Origin of the sequence: Paenibacillus sp. PvP094 (genome assembly GCF_040546835.1) — a bacterium.
Lineage (GTDB): Bacteria > Bacillota > Bacilli > Paenibacillales > Paenibacillaceae > Paenibacillus > Paenibacillus illinoisensis.
Genome location: NZ_JBEPOM010000001.1, coordinates 5,588,772 through 5,605,332 on the forward strand (window position 1 = coordinate 5,588,772; position 16,561 = coordinate 5,605,332).

At 45.5% G+C, this 16,561-nt stretch carries 15 protein-coding genes; 3 read left to right on the forward strand and 12 right to left on the reverse strand.

What is annotated here, in order from left to right; genetic code table 11:
- Nucleotides 1-7: 7 nt before the first annotated feature.
- From ABIC22_RS25365 to ABIC22_RS25410, 10 genes are all read right to left on the reverse strand, one after another.
- Nucleotides 8-1,039 carry a phosphotransferase enzyme family protein gene (locus tag ABIC22_RS25365; RefSeq protein WP_354484708.1) on the reverse strand — a complete coding sequence of 344 codons (1,032 nt, stop codon included), beginning with the start codon at nucleotides 1,037-1,039 and terminating at the stop codon, nucleotides 8-10.
- Nucleotides 1,040-1,236: 197 nt separating this feature from the next.
- The gene (locus ABIC22_RS25370; RefSeq protein ID WP_354484710.1) at nucleotides 1,237-1,713 is read right to left on the reverse strand and encodes a GNAT family N-acetyltransferase; all 477 of its coding nucleotides are present in this window, start codon (nucleotides 1,711-1,713) and stop codon (nucleotides 1,237-1,239) included.
- A gap of 59 nt (nucleotides 1,714-1,772) precedes the next feature.
- On the reverse strand, nucleotides 1,773-2,096 hold the full coding sequence (locus tag ABIC22_RS25375; RefSeq protein WP_354484712.1) for a hypothetical protein: 324 nt from the start codon (nucleotides 2,094-2,096) through the stop codon (nucleotides 1,773-1,775).
- An 82-nt stretch (nucleotides 2,097-2,178) separates the two neighbouring features.
- On the reverse strand, nucleotides 2,179-2,694 hold the full coding sequence (locus ABIC22_RS25380; RefSeq protein WP_354484713.1) for a nucleoside deaminase: 516 nt from the start codon (nucleotides 2,692-2,694) through the stop codon (nucleotides 2,179-2,181).
- A gap of 799 nt (nucleotides 2,695-3,493) precedes the next feature.
- A complete protein-coding gene (locus tag ABIC22_RS25385) occupies nucleotides 3,494-4,195 on the reverse strand; it encodes an ankyrin repeat domain-containing protein (protein WP_354484715.1) in 702 nt (233 codons plus the stop codon).
- 9 nt (nucleotides 4,196-4,204) lie between these two features.
- Complete coding sequence (locus tag ABIC22_RS25390) at nucleotides 4,205-5,713, reverse strand: S-layer homology domain-containing protein (protein ID WP_354484717.1); 1,509 nt, start codon at nucleotides 5,711-5,713, stop codon at nucleotides 4,205-4,207.
- 119 nt (nucleotides 5,714-5,832) lie between these two features.
- Nucleotides 5,833-6,525, reverse strand: coding sequence for a response regulator transcription factor (locus ABIC22_RS25395; RefSeq protein ID WP_354484719.1), 693 nt, complete (start codon nucleotides 6,523-6,525; stop codon nucleotides 5,833-5,835).
- A gap of 5 nt (nucleotides 6,526-6,530) precedes the next feature.
- Nucleotides 6,531-8,000: a sensor histidine kinase gene (locus ABIC22_RS25400; protein WP_354484721.1), complete on the reverse strand. Its 1,470-nt coding sequence runs from the start codon at nucleotides 7,998-8,000 to the stop codon at nucleotides 6,531-6,533.
- A 208-nt stretch (nucleotides 8,001-8,208) separates the two neighbouring features.
- Nucleotides 8,209-8,796: a sugar O-acetyltransferase gene (locus ABIC22_RS25405; RefSeq protein WP_354484723.1), complete on the reverse strand. Its 588-nt coding sequence runs from the start codon at nucleotides 8,794-8,796 to the stop codon at nucleotides 8,209-8,211.
- A gap of 37 nt (nucleotides 8,797-8,833) precedes the next feature.
- The gene (locus tag ABIC22_RS25410; protein WP_354484725.1) at nucleotides 8,834-9,832 is read right to left on the reverse strand and encodes an ROK family protein; all 999 of its coding nucleotides are present in this window, start codon (nucleotides 9,830-9,832) and stop codon (nucleotides 8,834-8,836) included.
- A gap of 261 nt (nucleotides 9,833-10,093) precedes the next feature.
- Here ABIC22_RS25410 and ABIC22_RS25415 point away from each other — a divergent pair, with 261 nt between their 5' ends.
- Together ABIC22_RS25415 and ABIC22_RS25420 are read left to right on the forward strand one after the other, a co-directional pair.
- Nucleotides 10,094-10,705, forward strand: a complete 612-nt coding sequence (locus ABIC22_RS25415; protein WP_354484727.1) for a TetR/AcrR family transcriptional regulator — start codon at nucleotides 10,094-10,096, stop codon at nucleotides 10,703-10,705.
- A 41-nt stretch (nucleotides 10,706-10,746) separates the two neighbouring features.
- Nucleotides 10,747-13,062, forward strand: a complete 2,316-nt coding sequence (locus ABIC22_RS25420) for an MMPL family transporter (protein WP_354484729.1) — start codon at nucleotides 10,747-10,749, stop codon at nucleotides 13,060-13,062.
- Between the two features lie 177 nt (nucleotides 13,063-13,239).
- Here ABIC22_RS25420 and ABIC22_RS25425 read toward each other — a convergent pair whose 3' ends face one another.
- Complete coding sequence (locus ABIC22_RS25425; protein WP_354484731.1) at nucleotides 13,240-13,713, reverse strand: GNAT family N-acetyltransferase; 474 nt, start codon at nucleotides 13,711-13,713, stop codon at nucleotides 13,240-13,242.
- A 117-nt stretch (nucleotides 13,714-13,830) separates the two neighbouring features.
- Nucleotides 13,831-14,034, reverse strand: coding sequence for a DUF6366 family protein (locus ABIC22_RS25430; RefSeq protein ID WP_127535831.1), 204 nt, complete (start codon nucleotides 14,032-14,034; stop codon nucleotides 13,831-13,833).
- Between the two features lie 229 nt (nucleotides 14,035-14,263).
- Between ABIC22_RS25430 and metE the strand changes: the two genes are divergently transcribed.
- A complete protein-coding gene (gene metE, locus ABIC22_RS25435) occupies nucleotides 14,264-16,558 on the forward strand; it encodes a 5-methyltetrahydropteroyltriglutamate--homocysteine S-methyltransferase (protein WP_354484733.1) in 2,295 nt (764 codons plus the stop codon).
- The last annotated feature ends 3 nt before the right edge of the window (nucleotides 16,559-16,561 follow it).

Below are 16,561 nucleotides of genomic sequence, written 5' to 3' on the forward strand. Positions count from 1 at the left end.
TTGGAATTCACTGCTGAACCTTATCTACGTCCACTGGTTCAATCGGAACAAACAAAAACGGGTTTCCGTTTAAAAATTCTCTGATTAATGCTTGAGCATAGGGTTGTTCATCCAATAAATTTGACGTTTCTTCTGGATTAGAGGCGTGATGACAGTAGTTCTCAATCATGAACATAATGAAGAAACATTCCAAGTCTCGAATATAATCTGTTCCCAGTTTTCTCACGTTCTCGTAACCTTGGATAAAAGTCATTCGCTCTCTGGGATAGAGTCCAATTAAACTGCCTGCCAGATCATATAGAAAATAACCAAAGCCACATCTTCCAAAATCGATTGGATACGGTAAACCATCCTTGAAAACGATGTTACCGGCGTGCAAATCAGCATGAATCATTCCGTAGTTTTGTTCATTGTTGTTCATATCAGCAAGTCTACTTAATATTTTCTCGACAGCATGTTGATATTCCGTCCAGGCTTGATCGGACAAAAATCGGTTATAATATCGATCAAGCTTCACCAACTCACTTCGAAAAGAGTCTGCTCCCCAGACAGGACGCACAAAGTTGGGAGGTAAGTGAATGCCCGAAACAGCTACATGAAGCTTTCCCATCATTTCTCCCATTCTAGTAACTATAGCTCCCGTAATTTCACCCTTTACATGCTCCCCTTCCACCCATTTCATCACCGTAACATACGGTCGTCTATAACCCTCAATCGTATCCATCTCTACTACAGGAGAGTCTGTAAGAGAAGTGATCCCCACTGGGACATGAATGTCATCCACTGCATCCAAGGATTGAAGAAATTGAAGTTCGGATTGTATTTCTTCCTTGCTCCAACGATCGGAATGAATCCGAAGCAAATAAGAATCTGGTGTACTTGTTTCAACTTTGTACGTGATCGTATCGGATAAGTGTATAAACTGAATGCGTTCCCATGCCAGATCATACTGCTGTAATGCAGTTAGTGCCACATTTCTGGCTCTAGCCAGCAGAGATTCTCTTTCTTCCATCGTGTCATAGCGAAAAAAATCCTTCATGTGTTTTCTTTACTCCTTTTCATTCGTTAAATTGGTCATGTTCCTCATAAGATAATTATAGGTATCCTGTTGTTTGGGATATAGGTAACGTTTCATTAGAAACTGATTTTTACCTGTCAGGGGGTTAATATATTCCTCAAACCATGAGAAAAACCATGACATTAGGACTGTCATGGTTTTATTTTTTATATAATGATTCAGAGTTCTAATACCGTTACAAGCTCGCCGTGACACACTTCACCGTTCTCGTTGAAGCCTAAGCTCTCATATAAATTCTTCGCAGCCAGATTCTCTGGGCTATAGGGAATCCAGCAAAGTTTGGCCGGACCAGCCGGAAAAGTGCGAATGAAGTCAATGACCTTCTTCAGTGCTTCACGGCCATACCCTTTATTCTGGTGCTGCTTGTCGATCATGAGCCGTAATATGCAGTAGTTATTATCAGCAATGTTGGGGAGATCATAACCGGTAATTCCATACGTAATCATTACAAACCCAACAGGTTGTTCATCTGCGTAGATTGCAAACGGAAAAGGCGAACCTCCATTGGTCGCTAAAACATAACACGAAGCTACACTTGAAAGATTCGATGCCACATATTTTTGCTGCTCTTTTGCAACTTCCAGGTTAAAGATTGCACGTCGGTTATCCAATGTAATCTTTCTGAGCGTAATCACGATTGATTTACCCCTCCTTTCCTAATTTAGATCTTCCATGACTTTATGTCGCAAACGATCTAATCGTTAGTAACCTCATGACTTTCAATTCCACCTTCTTTATTAAAATGAAGTCGTAACAAGCGATCATCTACTCCTAATCCTGCTCTTCCCAAATAGTAAACATATTGACGAGAAGGCTCGTCTACTTTTTGTGCAGGTTCTCCAAGCAAGTCAATAATCTCCGTCTCCGTCATGCCTATTAGTTCAAAATGCTTTAGCAAGCTATGCACCATGCTATTTCTTTTCTCTGGTTCGTTAAACCATGTTTCTTGATCAAAGTGATTGCTACTACATGCACAAAGAAAAAGTAGCAATAGAATAGAGAGCAGCATTTTTTTCATGAAAAATCCTTTCAACCATCTATTAGTTAAAGGTGGCAGAGGTTTATGTGTATTGTCCTGACGATTTCTTGAAGATTTTTAGTTACATCTTTTCCAAGTGCCAGTCTGTGCTTAAATAACCACGACTTGTATTGAAATCCGCCATTAGTTTTCTTTGCCTCACTTCGAGATCTTTATATGGTGCAGCTTCAATAGATATGTCTTTGAATTGATCCAACAATAAAGATTCTTCTGTAAACTTGCGCATTGCCCCCATTGCTACATCGTTGGCAGCCCACACCACTCGCTTGATTGAGAATGTCATCATTATGGTACAACTGCACATAGGGCAAGGTTCACAAGTTGTATATAACGTTAAAAAGTTATTCTGGTTGAATCTCTTGCTCTTCATATCCAACATGAATGAACCTGCTTTTCTAATTGCTTCTACTTCCGCATGAGCGGTTGTGTCACATTGAGAGAATACTTTATTTCTACCAACGCTGACGAGCTCACCATGGTTATCAACAATGACTGCGCCAATGGGAAAGGTTCCTTCAGCTCTTGCCATTTCAGCCTGTTCAAATGCTTTTAGAAGATAAATACGGTCTCGATCCATGTTGACACCTACTTCCTTGAGATTGTGCTGAATGACACTATTATCATCCGATATATTACGTCCATGTCTGAAAGAATTTCCTTTTCACTTCTATCTTATTGTGCTGTGCCCATTGGTGAAGCTGCAGTAACCCTTCGCGCTCTTCAGTCTTATCAAAATAGAAACATAATTCCATCGGCACTAACCACCGGCCATGCAGCTTGAAACCAATTCTCTGGTTATTCATGTAGATACCCTTGATTTGAGAAGCTTCGAATTTCTTTCCCTTCGAGGAAACAACGTAATCTGTTCCGAACGTAAACGTTAGTTTCGTAAATAACATTTTTAACAGCACAATGATATAAGTCAAAATGTATATGGTAAAAAACGCGAGAAAAATCGTAGACCATCGCTCATCGCTCCTGTTGAGACTAACAAAAAAATAAATTCCCAATAAGGTCATGGTTATCAAATTCCGTTTCACTCTTGAATAAACCGTATTAAATGTTCTTTCCACTTTCCCGTTCCTTTCCGCCTAAAATTCACACCACAAGATTCAATCCTCTCAAATGATAACCCATAATACACCAATAAAGATATATTTTTATAAATGAAAAGGTATATCTAACACCCATCAGCCTAACATTTGCGATTGCAAAGCCGGAAAACGAGTGGATTGGCCTGTATTCATTTCAACTTTCAAACTTCTATGTCTAAAACAAAGAAAGCCGCCATATCGGCGACTTCTTCTACAATCATATGCACAATAGATAATCCACATGCTACGTTGCTATGCTGTTTCTTTTCATCTTCATATACTCTATTTCGCACCTGCTTGAAGCAGAATCTCTTCGATTTCCTTGAAGCCCTTCTTCTTGGCATGACTTAGAGGCGATACACCATCACCATCCGCAAGATTCACATCTGCTCCATGGTCAATGAGCAGCTGGATCGTTTCCTGCTGCCGTGTATTCCCATCATTCAATAGGATCGCTTCAAGCAATGCCGTCCAGCCTAATCGATTCACATGATTCACATCTACTGACGTTTGAGTCAGAAGCTCCCGTATCACATCCACATATCCGTGCTCTGCAGCGGGAATCAGCGCGGTTCCTCCATATCGATTCGTCATCGCTGGATCGGCTCCCGCCTCAATCGTGAGCTTCAAAATATCCAAGTACCCTTCAGCGCCAGCGTACAGAAACGGGTTATTCTTCATATCGTCCTGAATGTTAATATCTGCTCCAGCCTCAATCAGCAATTGAGCCGTTGCCAGATCATTGTTGTATGTCGCAATCATGGCAGCTGTTCTTCCGCTATCATCTTGAGCATTGATATCCGCACCCTCTTGAATTAGACGTTCAATCCTCTCAGGATCTGATCCTCCTGCTGCCTCTAGAAGCTGTTCATTCAGGGAAGCTGCCTGCTCCTTCACCATGGAGTTGTTATTTACTGCCGGAGCACAGCCTTGGACGACGAAAATCGTGCTGATAAGAATAGCTATTAGGATTGACTTACTCATACTGCCTCCTTACTGTAGCGTTACGGGTACCTCCGAAGCGACACTCCAATCACCCACTGGGCTGATTTCATAGGTCGTGTCCGGATTTAATTTGCCATCGTTAACGAGGTCGAAAACTCCTGTTGCGCCTTTCCGGCTTGAATATTTATAGGTTGCCGTCAGGGTGTCACCGCTCGGGGAGGTTAACGTTACGCTTCGGCCCGAAAACAGCTCATCCCCAGGATCTTGAGCAAGTGTAACTTCAATGGAGGTTTCACTCACGGCCTGTGCACTGGCAACTTGCAGCGCATCAAATGATTGTGCCGTGAATGTTGCATTATCGATGTTTGCCCAATCCGAAGATACGGTATATTGGACACCGGATTGCAGCGTTTGTCCTTCAGGCAATCTGAACTTCGGTTCTTGTTTGCCGTCTGTTGATTGCGTAAACGGAACGTATCTGGCAACGATCGGTTCTCCGCCTTCCGGCGTAATCAGCACTTGTCTTGCCTGCATGGATGAGATAATCTGATACGTTTGGCCTCCTGCTTGTTCCTTCTCATCCAGCACAAACGCATTAGCTCCTCGACCACCGCTGTATGCCGAAATAATATAGCCATAATCAACGACACCGTTTTCCTGCAATGCTTCAATCTCGAACGTATCGTTCGTTACTTGACTAACCTTCGTCATGTTTAATTTCGTTCCACTGCCTTCGAAGGAACCCGCATCTTGTCCTTTATAAGTAAGGTTATACACCTCACCAGCTTTTTGAACAGATGTTGGAACGATGTAAGTTGCAATTGATCCTGTTTTCAGACGAGGCATATTGGTTAATGTCAATCCGCCACTTAGTGCAAAATCCGTTTGCGCTTTGGCAAATACTTCATCTGCTGCTGTAAGTGGTTTATCAAAAGTCACGATCAACGTAATGGCATTCAGTGATCGTACACTCTCGATCTTAGCCTGCTCGGAAGGAATGGCCTGGCGGGCCGTGTTCAGCAGCACCGCTGTTTCGCCGCGAGTAGACGACCCGTTTTCGGCATAGAACGTGCTCATCCAATGGTGAACGGATTTCACGTCACGCTGCATCGCTTTGGATACAACCTGCTCAAGTTCGGCAGCGGAAACTTGGCTTTGCGGATTGAATTGACCGTCATTTGCCTCCATGATTCCCAGTTCAACAAGCTTCGTTGCATAAGGAGCATACCATGCAGCCGGATTAACGTCTGTTAAATCTACGCTATCTCCCGTCTTGTCTTCCAAACTAAAGGTTTTATACACTAGTGAAGCTAGTTCTGCGCGGGTAATGGTTCTTTGTTCACCCATGGATTGATCGGCATATCCATTCATGATCCCCAGGCTGTTCAATTCCTTGATGGCCGTTTCGATCTGCTGACTGCTAAGCTGTGCCGTTGTTGCGGCAACGTTTGTAACGTATGTAGCTGCATGTACTTGGTTCGCAGCAAGCGGGAATACTGCTGTACCTAATGCAGTTATGGTCAGAAATGCAGCGATTTTTCGGGTTGTCGGATTCATGGTTGAATTCCTCCTCTATAGGTTGGTCTTGCCTGTATCTATAGAATAGAGGACAAAAAGAAACTCCCAAGGTCAAAATGATTAACAAAATATAAACTGAAGCTAATTTTTATCGAAACTTATACCGTAAACCGGTAGCCCGCACCCCATACGGTCTCAATGTAATCGGGATTTTTGGGATCTGTCTCCAGCTTACCGCGCAGCTTGCGAATATGAACCGTAACTGTTGCGATATCTCCGCTGGAATCCATGCCCCAGATCCGCTCGAACAGATCGGATTTACTGAACACACGGTTCGGATGACTCGCCAAGAACACAAGCAGATCGAATTCCTTGGTTGTAATCGCGACCTCTTCCCCGTTTAAGAAAACGCGGCGCGATCCTTTGTCGATATGCAGTCCACGAATGTGAATCTCATCCTGCTCAACCGGTTTGCTCATGCCCAGCAGTCTCTCGTAGCGGGTTAGATGAGCCTTTGCTCTAGCAACCAGCTCGCTTGGGCTGAACGGTTTGGTAATAAAATCATCGACACCCAAGTTAAAGGTTCGGATCTTGTCTATCTCTTCTTTTTTGGCAGAGACGACCAGAATCGGTACTTCCTTCACCTCACGAATACGCCTGCAGCATTCGAAGCCGTCAAGCCCCGGAAGCATCAGGTCAACAATGATCAAACTGTAATCTCCCGCCAGAGCGAGCTTCAAGCCTTCCTCTCCGTTATGACAGAGCTCCACCGTGAATCCGTTAAGCTCAAAATAATCGCGTTCCAGTTCGGCAATTGTTGTTTCGTCCTCAATGATTAATATGCTTGTCACTGCCGCTACTCCCCCTTGTCCATCAGCCTTTTCAATTGAATATAAATCGTTGTACCTTCACCAGCCATACTGTCTGCCCAGATGGATCCACCGTGTCCATCGATAATCTGACGGGCGATCGCCAGTCCTAGTCCGCTTCCTCCTGTCGAGGAATTGCGAGATTGTTCTGCACGATAGAAACGCTCGAAGATGTAAGGCAGCGCCTCTTCCGGTATCCCCTTGCCGTTATCATTAAACGCCATCGTAATCCATTCGTTATCTGCTTGAAGTGTAATGCCGAATCGCTTGTGTTCATTCTCCATGTACTTCAGTGCATTATCGACTATATTGACGACAGTCCGTTTTAGTTTGTCGAGATCCACTGAAGCCATAACTGGACCTGACGATTGGTTATCCCAATCGAGTGCGACCCCGTTATCCTCCAGATCGTATCTCAGCTCTTCAATGCTGTCTTCAAGGAAATCAACAAGGTCTACGACCTTAAAGAGGAAAGGCTCCTGATTTAAATCCAGCTTGGAATAAAGGAACAACTCGTCCACCAACTTATCCATGCTGACTGCCTTCGAGTGAATGATATTGACGTAGGTCTCCATTTTCTCGGGCGTGTTCGCCACTCCATCACGAATCCCCTCAATATAGCCTTTAATGTTGGTGATCGGTGTCCGGAGATCGTGCGAAATGTTGGAGATGAGCTCTCTGCGATTGGCTTCGTCCTGCTGTCTGAGTTCATTGGAACGCTGCAGCTGATTCCGCATGCTCTCAAACGCTTCGCTGAGCTGGCCAACCTCGTCATTGGAATGAAGCTGGAGCTTGAAGGAGAGATTCCCTTCCTTAATCTGCTCTGCTGAGTTCCTCAGCTGATTCAACGGTTTAATGAAGCTGCGAGTAATCCAGCGGAACAGCAGCAGATTTGCAATAATGAGCACCCCGATGAGCAGGATTGACATCACAGGCAGCAGCTTACGGGTCAGTTCGGCAAAAGGACTCCGTTCACGTATGACGAAGATGCTTCCTCGTTCCCCGTCCGTATACTTAAAGTCAAATTTGGCATAGGCATAGAAGCGCTCACCAATATTAAATGTACTGCGTATCTGATAGTTGTTCAGATCATAGGCAGGCAGTGCCTGCTTCAGTTCAGGCTGGTTGAAGGTCAGCGATTCGAAGATCTGGCTGTTCTCGCGTCTGACATAGAGACCTGACTTCTCGGCTCGAAGTTTCATGTCGTATTCACGCAGCAAATCTTTGTTTTGCAGCTCATCCGGTTCATTTTTGGCCATAAACTTCATCTCTTGAAAGATCGATTCTCCCTGTTCAGTCAGTGGGTTAATCTGGTAATGCACCTTATAAATATCACGAAAGCTCTGCAGATCTCCTGTTGCCGCAATCGTATACAGACTTGCCGTAAGCAGGATAAACAGCAAACTTATCACGAGCATGCCCGTGAAGGACAGCAGCATCTTTATTCGAATGGACATGGGTTCCCCTTTATAAGCATGGTATAGGATTAGCTAGTGCACATGTTAACACAAGATGGATTCAATTGCCCAGATGCAAAAAAGCCAATATGGAACGCTCTCCATATCGGCTTTGATTTATTTCTATCATCCCATCATGCAGATTTAGCTGTCTTCCACGAATCTCATATCAACAAGCAGTTACATAGATATGTGTTCTCAGCTTTCATTACAGCATAGGAGGGTACTGCGAAACTTCAATATTCTTGATCACCTTGGCTGGATTTCCCCCAACAACCACGTTGTTCGGAACATCCTTGGTTACCACGGCTCCGGATGCAATGACTACATTATTGCCAATGGTGACTCCAGGATTGATGATGGCTCGTCCGCCTACCCACACGTTATCTCCGATTGTTACCGGCTTACCATATTCGGGCCCTTCATTTCTTTCCAAAGGATCAATCGGGTGTGTCGCCGTATAAATATGAACACCTGGCCCAAATAAGCAGTGACTGCCGATTCTCACCTCACACACATCCAGGATGGTGCAATCGAAATTGGTGTAGAAGTGATCACCCACATGGATATTGTAGCCATAATCGAACCGGATGTTAGGCTCCATGCTCAAGTGCTCACCCGTTGTGCCCAGCAATTTTTTCAGGATATCTGTTCGAAGTTCCTCATCCGTTTCGGTACTCTGATTATACATACGAGTCATCCGTCTTGCGTACGCTCGATCACGCGTCAGTTCAGGGTCCCAAGCTTGATAGAGCTCTCCAGCGAGCATCTTCTGTTTTTCCGTTTTCGTATCCATATATCCAGCATCCCTCTCTGTATTGTAATAGTCTTCGTTACCTCCGTTTTTCCACAAGCTGCAGCGAATACGAGAGGCTTTCCAGAGTCATGGAAATTAATCCAAACATATAATTCTCATCCGGGTCATTCAATAGTCTCATCTGAGGCATATGCATCTCTGGTATGTACTTCAAACATTCATTCCGGATAATCTCTACATCCTCCGGCTGTACTAACGTGCCAGTCAATGCAAGGGTCTCGGGGTTCATCACAGCAATCAGACTTGACACGGCACGTGCTGCAATCGAATGGAATGTATTCCGATTATGGAGTAATCTAAACTGCTCATCATGGGAGAGACCGAATGGCAAAAAGGCGATCTCCCCGGCAAACTGGGTATTTCCCCTGTGAATATGCCCATCAATCATGATTCCTGCCCCTGGTAAGGAGCCTTCAATGAAGGTCGCCACAATGATAGACTCCTCATCTTCGTATTCCTGTTTCTGATATAGACCGTACACCGTCAGGTTCATGTCGTTCTCTACAATAACCTCGACCCCATGTCTTTCTCGGATGGAATCGGCCAGTGGAACATGGACCAGGTTGGGGATATCCGACACATTAATGATGCCTTGATGAACTGCACCTGGGACACCGATACCCACAGCTCGGATCTGCGGATGGTTATCGATGAGGCGATCAATGAGCTGAATGATGAATGCTTCATTCATTTGATCCGTTTCCGTATGCAGTTCCCCTTTTTCCACAGTTTCCCCTGTCAGATTAACCACGCCATAGGTGATGGAGTGATGGCTGATTCCTGCCTTCACGATGAGAGCAACGATGTAGGCATAGTTTTCGTTGTACTTATAGATCTGAGCAGGCCTGCCCCCGCTCGATTCCTCCATATCCAGTTCCACAAGTTCCCCTGCATTCAAGAGATCGATTAATATGCTGCGGCAAGTAGCGATACTCAACCCTGTTGCTTGTGCAACCATAGATTTGGTACCTTGTCTCATTGTCCTTAATGTTTGCCGCACCAATTCCTCATTCATCTTCTTCACTCGCATGGTGTTGTTAGTAATAGGTCCTTTTGTAATCCTTCTCGCCCCTCACACTTATGAAAATACTTTCGTTAAGTATTAACATAATTGATTTTCATATCGCTGTCCACAAATTTCATCAAGCATCGTCTTAACAAAACGATTAAATTCCTTTTGCGCAAAATTACCCTTTGGGTAAAATTGCACAATGGGCAATGAGTTGATATGATAGTACCATTCACACATTCAATGTGGAACTGGAGGTGAGACCATTTGAAACAAAGCTTGCGAGCCATTAAAAAGGAAGCGACTGCAAGTGCCCTATCTGAAGCTGCATTCCAACTCGCATTAGAGCGTGGAATGGACGGATTTGTGGTTGAGGATGTTGTGCAGCGTGCCGGATATTCGCGAAGAACGTTCGCCAATCATTTTTCCTGTAAGGAAGAAGCCGTCGTCATGGCCGGTGAGCACTTTCACAGGATGGAGGAATACTTCGATATGATCAGTCAGCTGCCTGAGGATACAACACCGCTTGAGGTGATGTATCAGTTCATTAAGATGCAGTTGACTGAAGAAGTCCTTCGTCGAATTTATCAGATTTTAGAACTGTCAAAGATCTATCCAAGCTTAATGCCTCATACGCTCACCCTGCTGAATCGCTTGCAAAACGGTGCTAAATTGATGTTAAGTGAGTTATTCGGAGATCGTTACCCGGCGGGTTATAATCACTTTCTTGCTGGCGCTGTTTGTGCGGCAATTATCCCTATGCTGGATGGGAGTGTACACGTACAACTTCCTGGGCTTCCTTCAGGAGATAAGGAGGAATCTATTTCATTCGATGAGTACATAGATTCTATGTTTACGTATTTGCGAGATGGGTTTTAGAAGAGGCGAACATTAGAGATAGAAGGAGAGAAATCATTTCGATGTCAAAATTACTCTACAGGCTGGGGAAAACGGCCTACGATAAACCGTGGTATTTCATTATGGGTTGGATTTTGGTGCTCGGCATCGTCGGAACGGCGCTTGGCATAAACGGTGTGCACGTGTCTTCAGACATCAAACTTGAAGGAACCGCATCCCAGAACGTCTTGGACAAATTGGAAAAGGAGCTTCCTCAAGCCTCTGGTGGTCAGGGAAGCGTAATCTTTAATATCCCTGAAGGCGAGCGTTTGGATACCCCTGAGAATTTGGCAGCCATCAGTAAGGCAGTAAGTGAAGTTTACAAACTGGATTATGTCATTAACCCTGCTGAGCTCGCTGCTGCAAGTGGCGCGGATGCTTCAGCTATGCAGGAACAGGCGAGTCAGAGTGCTGCTGGAGCAGGCGCGCAAAGTGCGGATCCAAGCAAACTGCCTCCTTATGGACCACTCATGATTGAAGGAATGCCAGTACCTGGCGTGTTGATCTCAAATGCTGGAGATGTTGCGCTGTTCCAGTTCCAATTCACAGTGCAGCAAAACTCCCTGCCTAAAGGTGTCACGGATTCGGTTGTGAATGCAGTAAGCGAAGCCGAACAAGGTACAAACATCTCGGTTTTGCCAAGTGATTCCCTGAAAGAAGTGGGCATACCGATTGGAACCAACGAAATCTACGGATTGGTCATTGCGGCAATTGTGTTATTCATGACACTTGGATCCGTTGTTGCCGCAGGTTTGCCGATTGTCATTGCCCTGTTTGGGGTTGCGGCTGGTGTTGGTGGAGCATTTGCTGTCTCCAACTTTGTCAGTATGACATCCTTTACACCCGTACTCGCTCTCATGATCGGGCTTGCCGTTGGTATTGACTATGCATTATTCATCGTCAATCGTCAGCGTAGACTTATTTTCGACCAGAACCTGAATGCCCGCGAAGCGGCCAGCAGAGCTGTTGGAACAGCAGGAAGTGCCGTGTTCTTTGCTGGATTAACGGTGATCATTGCACTTTGTGGAATGCTGGTTATCGGTATCACCTTCCTGAGCATGATGGCTATCGTCGCCTCGGTTACCGTACTGTTCAGCGTACTGATTGCCCTTACTCTTCTCCCGGCATTGCTCGGTCTCCTGGGTGAGCGCATCTGTTCTCGTAAAGCAAGAGAGAAAAATCAGGCCAACGCACACAAAAAATCAAACGGGTTTGCAAATCGCTGGATCTCTGGTGTCGTTAAATTCCGCTGGCTTGTCATTGTAGCTGTTATTGTCGTTCTGGGTACGGCTGCAATCCCGGTAGCCAAAATGGAACTGGGGATGCCTTCTGGCGCTACCGCTAACCTGGATACTACTGCACGGCAAAGTTACGATGCTATTACAAAAGGTTTTGGTGAAGGATTCAACGGTCCCCTGCTCATTGTTGCTGAACCTACGGACGCTTCCCAAACCGTATCATTACAAACATTGGGCGCCATCGCCCAGGATCTGCAACAATTTGAACATGTCTCTGTCGTCACACCAGCAGGTGTGAGTGAAGATGGCAAAATGGCCATTCTAAGTCTTATTCCAGATTCGGGTCCAACCGATGAGGCAACCAAACAGCTGGTTGAAGAATTGCGTTCTCCTGACTCTACCATTGCAACCAATCACGATATGAAGCTTGGCGTTACCGGACTTACTGCGGTCAATATTGATATGTCAGCCAAATTGGCTGAAGTCTTCCCGGTATATATCGGAATTATCGTTATTCTGTCTCTGGTCATCCTGCTTCTGGTCTTCCGCTCCATCCTGGTTCCGATCAAGGCAACGATTGGATTCCTGCTTAGTATTCTGGCTACATTCGGTCTGACCACTGCCGTATTCCAGTGGGGTTGGGCGAAGGCGTTGTTTGATTTTGACACGGGCGGTCCTCTGCTCAGTTTCATTCCAATCATAGTAACAGGAATTCTTTACGGTCTGGCTATGGATTATCAGGTCTTCCTTGTTTCTTCGATGAGAGAATCTTATGTACACGGAAATCGTGGTAACCAAAGCGTTATGAATGGCTATCAGATGGCCAGCCGCGTTGTGGTTGCAGCTGCCATTATCATGGTATCCGTATTTGCAGGCTTTATTTTCACGCATGATATTATGATTAAGCAGATTGGATTCGCCTTGGCCCTGGGTATTTTGATTGATGCATTCGTTGTTCGAATGGCGCTGGTTCCAGCAGTTATGTCTCTCTTTGGAGATAAAGCCTGGTGGCTGCCAAAATGGCTGGATCGTTCGCTTCCTAACCTGGATGTTGAAGGTGACAAGCTCATTGCTGAACTGAATGCTAAAGAAAAACAGTAAGACAATTAGCATAGGATTTCACCTGTCTATTGCCTCATTCCTGGGCTAATCTCGTAGGTTATTTACACTTCGTTTGTTGTATTTATTAGCAGTTTTCAAACCAAAATAAAGCACTTTCTTGGCCTCTGCTTGTCGTAAGACAAGCTAAAAGCCTTGAAGGTGCTTTATTTATATTTTTCAATTCACTCGCTGATGCACCAGGTCTTTCTGAAAAGCCAGAACCCTGTCCCAGTCGCCACTAAAAATCGGAATGCTGTAATACCCTACCCTTTCATATAGCGCTGCAGCTTCTGGCTGAAGTGGCCCTGTCTGAAGCTTCAGATTGGTATAACCAAATTCCGCAGCAAGGCGCTCGGCTTCCGCAAGTATGGCCTGAGCAACGCCTTTTCGACGATAACCGGGTCTGGTGTACATACGCTTAACTTCAACGGATTGATCATCCAGCGGCCTAATGGCTCCGCACCCAACCGGATGCCCATCCAATCTGGCTACAATAAAGGCAGAACGAGGCGTTTCGACGTCCGATGGTTGAAAGCCTGCGGTTCCATCCCCGCCGTATAACAAGCCCAGCTCACTGCTTAATTCCCGGATCAACTGCACTGAATCCTCGCTGCGTACGTCCTCAGCAGCAGCTAGTACAACCAACGACATATGTCAAATCCCCTTTACTCTATTGGTTTTATTGGTATTACGGATGTGTATAAAATAACACCTGGTGATCACAGCGTCAATCATTCCATCGATAGATCTTTTGTATAAGTAAGACAATTATTTCAACCATACAAAAACAGCTATAATCACTACGATAACCACGCCTGTACCGATCCATCCCAGACTGCTTGCCAGTTCTCCCAGATTACCAAATTGCGCACGCTCCAATCCATTCTTGAACGTACCCGCAGCATGATCGTGCTGCTCTTCTCGTTGTAGTCGCTCTCTCATCATCTCGGGAGTTTCTTGATCTTTATTCATCATTTCCCCTCCAATGGTTCAGATCAATGACTTACTCTCTTCAGAGTCAATGTTTGTGTATACGTATAGGTAATCATACCATATGGAGTAAACTTCCAATTCTTTTTTCGCCAATCCCCCTCTTCTGATATAGTCTCAGGCTATAGCTAGATATAATTTAATGGAATTACGTTATAACTTCACAACTGTGATAACTTTTCTGTAACACATTTGAAGAGGGGTTATGTAAATGACTAAAAGTAGTGTATTGGGTTACCCGCGAATTGGCGCTGATCGCGAATGGAAAAAAGCTCTGGAAGCCTTCTGGTCAGGCAAACTGGATGAACCCACGTTTCACACCCGTTTACAGGAGATCCGGTTAGATCATTTGCGCAAGCTGCATGATCAAGGAATTGATCTCATTCCAGTCAACGACTTCAGTTATTATGATCACATTCTTGATACTGCCGTGATGTTCGGTATCGTTCCCAAACGATTTACATATGATGGCGGGGCCGTTCCTTTGTCCGTGTATTATGGCATCGCACGAGGCACCAAGGACGCTGCAGCCAGCGAAATGACGAAATGGTTCAACACCAACTATCATTACATCGTCCCAGAGCTAAATGACGTAACTCCCGCACTTACCGAAAACAAACCTCTTATCGCTTACCGCGAAGCCAAAGAAAAGCTCGGGATTGAAGGCAAGCCGGTGATCGTAGGACCCTTAACCTTCCTGAAGCTCTCCAAAGGTTACGACAAATCCGAGACGGAAGCCTGGCTGGAACGTTTGCTTCCACTCTACACGCAGGTGCTTCGCGAACTTGCAGAAGAAGGTGTACAGTGGGTTCAGATTGACGAACCTGTTCTGGTTACCGAATTAAGCAAGGATGACTTACAGCTTCTGCAAAACATCTATACGACGTTTGCAGCCGCAGTCCCTCACTTGAACATTTTATTGCAGACTTACTTTGAATCTGTGGAGAATTATAGCGACATTATAAGCCTTCCGGTACAGGGAATTGGACTGGATTTCGTACAAGGGCTCTCCGGCAATCTGCAATCCATTAAAACTAAAGGCTTCCCGGCTGACAAGATTTTGGGCGCAGGCATTATTGATGGTCGTGGGATTTGGAAGGCTTCACTTCAAGAGAAACTGTCCCTACTTGATGTGCTGATTGAGCAGGTCGCACCTGAACGTTTAATTGTGCAATCGTCCTGCAGTCTGCTGCATGTGCCTGTTACAACAGAACGCGAGTCGAACCTCGACCCTGCGCTCAAGAGCTCGCTCGCCTTTGCAGATGAGAAGCTGAAGGAAATTGCTCTTCTGACAAAAGCATGCACATCAAGACATGCCGACATTCTGGAGGCGATTGATAAAGCAGATGAGGCGCTGCTGCCTCTTAAGCAGTCACAGGAACGTAATCGCATTGACGTGCAGCAGGCTGTTGCAGCATTGCGTATACAAGAGCCAGTGCGCTCTCTCCCGTTCGCTAAACGTCATATTGCACAGCAGGAAAAATGGAAGCTGCCTCTTTTTCCGACAACTACGATCGGCAGTTTTCCTCAATCTGCAGAGGTACGCAAGACCCGGCAGCTATGGCGCAAGAGTGAGTTGAGCAACGAGCAATATGCCCAGTTTATTCGCGAGCAAATTGATGCCTGGATTCAAATTCAGGAAGAGATCGGCCTGGACGTCCTCGTTCACGGAGAGTTTGAGCGTACAGATATGGTGGAATTCTTCGGTGAGAAACTCGCAGGATTTGCCTTCACTCAGTATGGCTGGGTTCAATCCTATGGTTCCCGTTGTGTAAAACCACCGATCATTTTCGGTGACGTTGCGTTCGTTCAGCCAATGACGGTTGAAGAAACCAAGTACGCTCAGTCACAGACCCAGCAACCGGTAAAAGGCATGCTGACCGGACCGATAACCATTATGAACTGGTCCTTTGTCCGGGATGATATTCCGCGTGAGCACATTGCTTATCAGCTGGCATATGCACTCAGACAGGAAGTGGAAGCCCTTGAGCAGGCGGGTATTGGCATGATCCTGGTGGATGAACCTGCTGTTCGTGAAGGCCTTCCACTCAAGCAAAATGAGCAAGCTGATTATCTGGCCTGGGCGGTCAAAGCTTTCCGCATCTCCACATGTACGGTACAAGAAACAACGCAAATTCATACCCATATGTGTTACTGTGAATTCCATGACATGATCGATTCCATTGAAGCCATGGATGCTGATGTCATCTCCATAGAAACATCACGAAGTCACGGTGAGCTCATTCACAGCTTTGAATTGAATACGTACAAACTCGGCATAGGGCTTGGTGTGTACGATATCCATAGTCCTCGTATCCCGAGCGTGGAAGAAATGACAACCATGATTGAGCGCGCCCTGCGTGTGCTGGATCCCAAGCTGTTCTGGATTAATCCCGATTGCGGCCTGAAAACCCGTGGACGTGAAGAGACGGTCGCTTCCTTGCGCAACATGGTTCAGGCGACCCTAATCGCACGCGAACAACATCATGCCATCAAAACGCTTTAAATT

Excerpts from the sequence above, each read along its gene's own strand:
- ABIC22_RS25365 (WP_354484708.1), bottom strand. The coding sequence starts at position 1,039 with ATGAAGGATTTTTTTCGCTATGACACGATGGAAGAAAGAGAATCTCTG.
- ABIC22_RS25375 (WP_354484712.1), bottom strand. The coding sequence starts at position 2,096 with ATGAAAAAAATGCTGCTCTCTATTCTATTGCTACTTTTTCTTTGTGCA.
- ABIC22_RS25380 (WP_354484713.1), bottom strand. The coding sequence starts at position 2,694 with ATGGATCGAGACCGTATTTATCTTCTAAAAGCATTTGAACAGGCTGAA.
- ABIC22_RS25385 (WP_354484715.1), bottom strand. The coding sequence starts at position 4,195 with ATGAGTAAGTCAATCCTAATAGCTATTCTTATCAGCACGATTTTCGTC.
- ABIC22_RS25390 (WP_354484717.1), bottom strand. The coding sequence starts at position 5,713 with ATGAATCCGACAACCCGAAAAATCGCTGCATTTCTGACCATAACTGCA.
- ABIC22_RS25400 (WP_354484721.1), bottom strand. The coding sequence starts at position 8,000 with ATGTCCATTCGAATAAAGATGCTGCTGTCCTTCACGGGCATGCTCGTG.
- ABIC22_RS25405 (WP_354484723.1), bottom strand. The coding sequence starts at position 8,796 with ATGGATACGAAAACGGAAAAACAGAAGATGCTCGCTGGAGAGCTCTAT.
- ABIC22_RS25410 (WP_354484725.1), bottom strand. The coding sequence starts at position 9,832 with ATGAATGAGGAATTGGTGCGGCAAACATTAAGGACAATGAGACAAGGT.
- ABIC22_RS25420 (WP_354484729.1), top strand. The coding sequence starts at position 10,747 with ATGTCAAAATTACTCTACAGGCTGGGGAAAACGGCCTACGATAAACCG.
- ABIC22_RS25425 (WP_354484731.1), bottom strand. The coding sequence starts at position 13,713 with ATGTCGTTGGTTGTACTAGCTGCTGCTGAGGACGTACGCAGCGAGGAT.
- ABIC22_RS25430 (WP_127535831.1), bottom strand. The coding sequence starts at position 14,034 with ATGAATAAAGATCAAGAAACTCCCGAGATGATGAGAGAGCGACTACAA.
- metE (WP_354484733.1), top strand. The coding sequence starts at position 14,264 with ATGACTAAAAGTAGTGTATTGGGTTACCCGCGAATTGGCGCTGATCGC.